The sequence below is a fragment of the Paenibacillus sp. 3LSP genome, from assembly GCF_032465655.1.
GTDB classification, from domain to species: Bacteria; Bacillota; Bacilli; order Paenibacillales; family Paenibacillaceae; genus Fontibacillus; species Fontibacillus barengoltzii.
In genome coordinates, this window is record NZ_JAWDJI010000182.1 from 1 (window position 1) to 7,423 (window position 7,423).

7 protein-coding genes and 1 pseudogene are annotated in these 7,423 nt (G+C 52.1%); 3 read left to right on the top strand and 5 right to left on the bottom strand.

Features of this window, described 5'->3' with window-relative positions:
- Positions 1–135: 135 nt before the first annotated feature.
- From RW092_RS15550 to RW092_RS15560, 3 genes and pseudogenes are all read left to right on the top strand, one after another.
- A complete protein-coding gene (locus tag RW092_RS15550; RefSeq protein ID WP_160691535.1) occupies positions 136–399 on the top strand; it encodes a zinc ribbon domain-containing protein in 264 nt (87 codons plus the stop codon).
- Between the two features lie 151 nt (positions 400–550).
- Positions 551–887, top strand: a pseudogene (locus RW092_RS15555) (VOC family protein); the annotation flags it as partial.
- Positions 803–1,393 (top strand): SDR family NAD(P)-dependent oxidoreductase, encoded by a 591-nt coding sequence (locus RW092_RS15560; RefSeq protein ID WP_316010628.1) that lies wholly within the window; start codon positions 803–805, stop codon positions 1,391–1,393. The pseudogene RW092_RS15555 and the gene RW092_RS15560, both read left to right, overlap by 85 nt.
- Positions 1,394–1,458: 65 nt before the next feature.
- Here the strand turns inward: RW092_RS15560 and RW092_RS15565 are convergent, their stop codons facing one another.
- The 5 genes from RW092_RS15565 to RW092_RS15585 form a co-directional block, all read right to left on the bottom strand.
- The gene (locus RW092_RS15565) at positions 1,459–2,541 is read right to left on the bottom strand and encodes a Gfo/Idh/MocA family protein (protein WP_316010629.1); all 1,083 of its coding nucleotides are present in this window, start codon (positions 2,539–2,541) and stop codon (positions 1,459–1,461) included.
- Between the two features lie 21 nt (positions 2,542–2,562).
- A complete protein-coding gene (locus RW092_RS15570) occupies positions 2,563–3,714 on the bottom strand; it encodes a Gfo/Idh/MocA family protein (protein ID WP_316010630.1) in 1,152 nt (383 codons plus the stop codon).
- A 74-nt stretch (positions 3,715–3,788) separates the two neighbouring features.
- Positions 3,789–5,411: an extracellular solute-binding protein gene (locus RW092_RS15575; protein ID WP_316010631.1), complete on the bottom strand. Its 1,623-nt coding sequence runs from the start codon at positions 5,409–5,411 to the stop codon at positions 3,789–3,791.
- Positions 5,412–5,518: 107 nt separating this feature from the next.
- Positions 5,519–6,391, bottom strand: a complete 873-nt coding sequence (locus RW092_RS15580; protein WP_028537468.1) for a carbohydrate ABC transporter permease — start codon at positions 6,389–6,391, stop codon at positions 5,519–5,521.
- Positions 6,392–6,409: 18 nt separating this feature from the next.
- Entirely contained in the window at positions 6,410–7,357 is a 948-nt protein-coding gene (locus RW092_RS15585) for an ABC transporter permease (protein WP_316010632.1), read from the bottom strand.
- Positions 7,358–7,423 lie beyond the last annotated feature (66 nt).

Here is a 7,423-nt window from a genome sequence, read left to right on the forward strand (position 1 = left end):
TTTCGATGTGAGTGAACCGATGCCTCTTTAGTAACATTTTAACTGAGTGATCGCGAAATGTTGAAACAATGATATTTTTTGTAGTAAACTAAATTTTTAATTAAAATTATTTACCTTAAGAAAGGAATGACAAAAATGACAAAAGTAACAATGTGTCAAAGTTGTGGTTTACCTTTTAACGAAGAACACGCACATTTCATAGCAATAGAACCAGACGGAAGTAAAAGCATCTACTGTACAAATTGCTATAAAGACGGGAAATTCATTCACCCTAATCTAACTATGCAGGAAATGATAGAGATGCTTGTACCTGTTTTGGGAGAAGCAATGGGCGAAGAAAAAGCAAGACAAGAATTGACAACTTTATTACCAACCCTTAAACGTTGGAAAAAAGAGTAATCCTTTTAAAAACCTACACTTACCAAATTGGATGGATTGTTAAATAAAAATGGAGGGAACCTAATAAAGAGGGTTCCCTTTCATTTTTATGCAATTATCAACATTTAATTATAACAGAGCCTATGAAAAAAAAGAAGAGGAGCAACCGCACATGGACAAACAACCGTTAGGCAGCAAGGTGATTACGCAAATCGGAATTGTCGTTAGGGGATATTGAAGCCGTTTCGCAAGCCTACGCGGATTTCCTGGGCGTGGAGAAGCCCGCTTGGTTTTGGACGGATGCGGTGGAAGTAGCGAAGACGGAATATCAAGGGGCACCGTCTCTGGCTCGCGCGAAACTGGCGTTTTTTGATTGCGGCCAGCTGCAGCTGGAGCTGATCGAACCGGATGAGCATCCCAGCACTTGGCGGGACTTCCTGGAGGAGAAAGGGGAAGGCATGCACCATATTGCTTTTGTGATCGACGGGATGAAGGAGAAGATTCGATTGCCAAAGCCAAGGAAGCCATGGCTGCCAGATGGGGAACGGTGGACGCGCTGATTAATAATGCAGGGATCTTGCTGGCCCGGGACCAGTCGATCGAGCGATTGGAATTCGCTGCGGTGGAGAATACGTTCCGCACCAATCTGTACGGTCCGATGAAGATGGTGAAGCATTTCCTGCCGCTGCTGAAAGAGAGTGACCGCCCGTTTATTCTAAACGTATCCTCGGAGGCTGGATGCTTTGCCGGCGCTTACGGCGGCGACTATCCGTATGCGTTGTCCAAGGCGGCGTTGAACTATTTTACCGCTCAGTTGCGCAAGGAGCTGGTGCCGCAAGGGTTCGGCGTGTACGCGATGCATCCAGGCTGGATACGCACTCCGATGGGCGGCAGTCAGGCGCCCGGCGATCCACTGGATTCGGCGAAGGCGATCCTCGACTTGGCGGAAGGCAAACTGAAGGCGGATACCGACGCCGTGATGATCGGTATCGATGGGAAAGCGATGCCGCAGTAATATGGACGAACCAAGGGGCTGCCCACGTCATCGCAAATGACGAGTGGGTCAGCCCCTTCATTTTTCTAATCTGTTTCAATCCGAATCGCTTGCTTCTGCGCCTCGATACACAAAGCCGCAGCTTTAAAGGCATGCTCTTGGGTCATGGCGTTTTCCGTTCCGTTGAGGATATCCAAAATAAAAGCGCCGAAATAAGGGTAACCCACTTTCCCGGAGCAGTCATAATGGAATTCGCCTTCATGATTCACTAAATAGAGATGATTGCCGGAGGCTTCCCGGGCGATGTCGATGTATTTGCGAATTTCGATGTAGCCGTCCGTCCCCAAGATGAGGGTCCGGCCGTCGCCCCATGTCCCCAAACCGTCGGGAGTCAGCCAATCCACCCGGAAGTAGAAGGTCGCCCCGTTATCAGCGAGCAGCGTCGCATCGCCAAAATCCTCAAACCGAGGATATTCCTTGAACTTGTAATTGCCTACTTTGCTGTGGAGTACCTTCGCATCCTTTGCGCCTGCGTAATACAGAAATTGCTCGATCTGGTGCGACCCAATATCACATAAAATCCCACCGTAACAATCGGGGTCAAAGAACCATTCCGGCCTTGCCTGCGGATTGGCCCGATGCGGCCCAGTGCCGATGACCTGGACAACCCGACCAATGGCGCCTTCCTCGATCAGTTGGCCGGCAAATACTGCGCTCTCTACATGGAGGCGTTCCCCATAATAAATTCCCCATTTGAGCCCGGTCTCTTCCGTTTTTCGTCGCGCTTGTTCGACCTGCTCCAACGTCGTAAACGCTGGTTTATCCGCAAAGTAATGCTTGCCATGGTCCATCGTCCGGAGCCCGAGGGCGCATCGTTCTGAAGGAATGCAGGCCGCAGCGATCAGCCGGATCCCCGGATCTGCCCAAATCTCCTCCTCGGACGCCGCCGCCTTCGCTTGAGGAAACGTATCAATGAACCGCTTCACCTTCTCTGGGTCCGGGTCATACACCGCCGTGAGCTCCGCCCCGGCCTCGATCAACCCGTTGCACATTCCGTAGATATGCCCATGATCCAATCCGATCGCCGCAAAGCGGAAATCGCCTGCGCCAACGACCGGATTGGGCTTTCCTTTCGGCGCATAGTTCATGCCATCTTGCTTCTTCGTCATGGCGACTGCCCCTTTCGTGAATTAGCTGTTGCCCCCTGAGGTGATCGTATTCTCGCTAAAATTCTCGATGCTGGTCTTCTTCTCGTAAAAATAAGTTGCGTTCTGCAAGATCCCTTGCCGTGTATAAAAGGGACTATCCGGACCCAGCGGCAGCTTCACTGCTTGGCCGGTACTCGCGGATTGATATATCGCCGTAATCAGCTCCAGCGTCCTGCGGCCTTGTATGCCGTCGACCAGTACGGGCGTCCCATGTTCAATCGCATTCAGCACATCTTGAATTTGGCCGCGGTGACCTTCATGCGTCAGCTTCGGTTGCTCGTCGTAAGCCTGCTGTATTTTCGCCTCCAGTTCTACATCCGGCTCAGGGAATCCATTGGGCTTCGATAGCGAAGCAGCTACTTTCCACGGTGCAGACACCCGCGCATGCTTCCCCTGGAAAATCAACTGCTGCTCCTGCCCGTGATGCACGACGGAGCTGGTGAGCTGAGCCAGGGCCCCATTATCGTAGCGGGCGATGGCGATCGAGATGTCCTCCACCTCGGCGTTATCATGGGAGGTGTTGCTCATCACGGCAGTGATCTCCGCCGGCATACCGTTCATCCATTGAAAAATATCGATATGATGCACTGCATGATTCAGCGTGCAGCCGCCGCCTTCCTTCTCCCAGGTACCTCTCCACCACAGATCATAGTAACAGTGGCCTCTCCACCAATAAGAGTCGACTTGCGCGTGTACGATCGGCCCCATCAGCTTCGTGTCCAACACCTTTTTCAGCTTCATCATAGGGGTTGTGAATCGGTTCTGTGCGACGACGGATAATATCTTTCCGCTCTGTTCTGCGGCTTCGTTCATCCGATCACATTCCTCCAGTGAAGAAGCCATCGGCTTCTCCACAATCACATGCTTGCCCGCATTCAAAAAGGCGATCGCTGTCTCCGCGTGAGTATACGGCGGGGTGCATACGGAGACCAGGTCGATGTCGCTGCGCTGGAGCAATTCGGAATAGTTGGCATAGATGTCTACATCCAACTGAAATTCATTTGCCCTTTGCTGCGCCTTCTCTGGATAAATATCGCAGATCGCCACGATCCGGCACTGCTGCGGAAACTGTAAATACGCTTGAATATGGGCCGGGGATATCGCACCAGCCCCAATCACGGCTACATGAATCATTTGGGTTCCCTCCCTAGCATGGATGGGAATCGGGCCTTTCCGAGAACTCTCCGAAAGGCCCGATTCCGTATCTATTACTTCTTGTAGAACTCGTCGTAAGCCGCTTGTTTTCCTTCCATGACGGCTTTACCGCCCATGGCCATGTATTCCTCGACCTTCTGGTCATAGACCTTGTCGAATTGATCAGGTTTGGCCGTGACGATCTTCGCGAGCATTTCTTTTTCGAAATCCTCTAGAATTTTGGCATATTTAATCTCAGCATCCACCGCGATGTCTACACGAGGCAGGGTATATCCGTCATTCGTTCCGACTTGGATACTCTTGACGGTGAAATCTTTGAAGTCAGGATCGAAGGCGTTGGCGGCAATGTTCTTGTTAGGATCTTCGGTAGAAATGTATTTGCCGTTCAGGATGATGCAGTAATCGTAATAGTTGTACAGCAGGTTTTGAGCTTCCGGCGTATTCAACAGCAAAGGCAACCCGTCTTCGCTCATTTCGTACGAGACGCCTTCCTCCCCGTTTTGCAGCACGAGAATGTTGCTTGGGTCGGCCATCCAGTTCAAATATTTCACAGCCGCCTCTGCGTTTTTACTTGTCTTCGGAACCATGATGTACGCGCCAATCGGTTCATACACTGGCTTCGGATGCTTCCCGTCCGGAGTCGAGAACGGATCGATCGCCTCCAGTACCGCGTCCGGATTGTTCGCTTTCAAGTTGGCATAGTACCCGTTATAAACCGGCTCATTGGTGTTCGGCGTGCCGGCCCCGGCAATGCTGTTCACGACCTGTTGGGCAAAAGCTTGGCTGAAGTCGTCGCTAAGTGCGAAGTCCGGATCAATCAGCCCTTCATTATACATTTGGTTCAGCAGTCGGTAACCGTCTTTGCTCCCCGGTTGCAGCCATCTCGGTACCGCGTACAAATCTCGATCCGTGATTTCATCCCATTTCCAGAAGGAGTTGACGAGAGGCATCATGTGGAACACGTCGATGTAGCTGTAAGGGATGACCTTGCCGCCCGTCTTGCCGGGATCCTTCTCTTTAAAGGCGCGCATGGTATTCACAAATTCCTCCGTCGTTTGCGGGAGCGGAAGGTTCAGTTGATCGAGCCAGTCCTTGCGAATGAACGTCGTGCTTTGAGCTTGAATTACGCGCAGTGCCGGAATGACATATTGCTTCCCTTCAAATACGCCGTAGGGGAGGGAAGGCTCCAGCACTTTCTTTAAGTTGGGGCCATATTGATCGATGAGTGGTCCCAGGTCAGTTAGGCCTCCGCTTTTCACGTAGTTTTGCACGGTAGGCTTGCTGTACGTGAATACAATGTCCGGAGCGGAGCCCGAGGCCATCAGAACGTTCAGCTTATCGACCTCTTCGGCACGCGGCACCGTCACGAATTCAACGTCGATGTTGTTCGGGTCGCCAAAGCTCTTCTGGATGTATTGGGTCATGAAGTTATCCGTAATTGGCGGTTCCCCAGCTGGCGTATTGTTGCGGTCAAACAGCTCCACCTTTAAGGTAATGCGTTCCCCCTTCGGTGCGGATTCCTGGGAACTGTTCGTCGCTGCGGAATTCCCGCCGCTGTCCTTTCCGTTTCCGCTGGATGAGCTGTTGCTTCCTCCGCCGCAGCCTGCTAAAGCGAAGCTTGCGGCCATGACCAGCGCCGCTAAGGCGAACATCGAGGAGCGAAATGGTTTGCGCATGGTGTTGCCTCCCTTTTGAATTGGTTTAAATATAGTGACCTTCGGCTTGGAGGCCGAAGAGCAGCTATCCACATCGGGCTGCTTCCTGCCAAGCAGGGGGGAAGGACCTATCCTTTAATGGCCCCCTGCAACATGCCGGAAATGAAATATTTCTGCAGCCAAGGGTAGACCAGCAAGATTGGCACGGTAGCAAACATAATGCTGGCTGACTGAATGCCTTGAGGAATCGGCGTCGCGGCATTAAAGCCTTCCTGCGCCGTGGCATCGTTCACTTGGCTGTTGATGACCATTTGATAAAGCTTGAGCTGGAGCGGGTACAAATTTTTATCATTGATGTAAAACAGAGCGTCCTGAAACATGTTCCAACGGTCCACAGCGGAATAAAGTCCGATGGTCGCAAGAATCGGCAGCTGTAGCGGCAGTACGACCTGAAGCAGAAAGCGGAAATGGCCGCAGCCGTCCATCCATGCCGAATCCTCCAGTTCATGGGGAACGCCGGAGAAGGAAGTTCTCATAATAATCAGCAGGAACGCATTAATCATTAGAGGCAAGATGAGCGACAGGGGCGAATTGAGCAGGCCCAGCTCTTTGATCAGCAAGTAATTGGGGATGATCCCCGGGTTAAAAAACATCGTGACAATGATCAGCCCAAACATCACGTTTCGGCCTCGGAAGTTTCTCCGGCTTAACGCATACGCGGCCATAATGGTCATCACCAAGGCGACCGCCGTATAGACGACGACCAGTATCACCGTCAGCAACAGGGACCGCATCATGGAGCTGTCCCCGAATACGGCGGAATAGGAATGGAAGTTCCAGTCCACCGGCCACAGGAATACCTCCCCGGACATAATGGCCCGGTTGCCGCTGAAGGATAAGGCAAAGATATGGATCATCGGCAAGACGCAAAACAAGGCAAATAAGCCGATGAACACGATGACGAACGTATCGATCACTTTATCAACCGGATTCCGGATCACGCTTCGCTCCCTCCTTGACTAGAAGATGCCTTGCTGGTTTACTTTTCGGGATATGAGTTCGGCCGTGAGCAGCAGAATCAGCCCGATGACCGACTGGAACAATCCCACGGCGGTCGCCAGCGCAAATTGAGCCGATTGAATGCCCACCGTGTACACATAGGTGCTGATCACCTGAGCGACATCCATGACGTAGCCGTTCTGCAGGGCATACGGCTGCTCGAAGCCGATATCCGCCATATGGCCGATCTGGATAATAAACAGCACTACGATCGTAGGCTTAATCCCGGGGAGCGTAATATGCCAGATTCGTCTCAGCCGGCTGGCTCCATCGACCTCGGCAGCTTCATAAAGCTCCTTATTGATGCTTGTAAGCGCTGCCAAATAAAGGATCGTTCCCCAGCCTGCATAGTGCCAAACCCCGGCTCCCGTGTAGGTTAAAATCCACAGTACCGTGTCCTCGAGGAACGGGATCGGTCGGCCGCCGAGGCTCTTGATGAACTCGTTGACGCTGCCCGTATTGGTTGCGAGTAATTGAAGCACCATCCCGCCGACAATGACCCAGGAGATGAAGTGGGGCAAATACAGCAAGGTTTGGCTGACGCGTTTGTACCAATGAACCCGCAGCTCGTTCAGCATAATCGCCAGGATAATGGGAACCGGGAACGTTAGCAGAGAGAAGACGTTAAGCATCAACGTGTTACGCAGCGCCTTGTAGAATTGCGGCATCGCAAAGATCTCGCGAAAGACGTCCCATCCGACCCACTCACTGGCCCAGATCCCCTGAAAAATGTTGTAGTCCTTGAAAGCAACCACGACGCCCGCCATTGGAATGTACTTAAATACGATAAAGAATGTCATCGGCAATAGCATGAGCAGATACAGTGGCCATTGCCGTTGGAAGGCAGCCATGCTGTTCCGCCGTTTGACGGGGAGCGGGGCACGGGCCTGCCTGGTTTCCGTTTGCATCGGCATCCTCCTTTCGGGTGGTAAGTGCATGGCTTGGTTGCTGCTTACTATACAACAGGGGGAAGC

What these genes read in the sequence shown, in the direction of transcription:
- RW092_RS15550 (WP_160691535.1), top strand. Translation starts at nt 136, where the DNA reads ATGACAAAAGTAACAATGTGTCAAAGTTGTGGTTTACCTTTTAACGAA.
- RW092_RS15565 (WP_316010629.1), bottom strand. Translation starts at nt 2,541, where the DNA reads ATGACGAAGAAGCAAGATGGCATGAACTATGCGCCGAAAGGAAAGCCC.
- RW092_RS15570 (WP_316010630.1), bottom strand. Translation starts at nt 3,714, where the DNA reads ATGATTCATGTAGCCGTGATTGGGGCTGGTGCGATATCCCCGGCCCAT.
- RW092_RS15575 (WP_316010631.1), bottom strand. Translation starts at nt 5,411, where the DNA reads ATGCGCAAACCATTTCGCTCCTCGATGTTCGCCTTAGCGGCGCTGGTC.
- RW092_RS15585 (WP_316010632.1), bottom strand. Translation starts at nt 7,357, where the DNA reads ATGCAAACGGAAACCAGGCAGGCCCGTGCCCCGCTCCCCGTCAAACGG.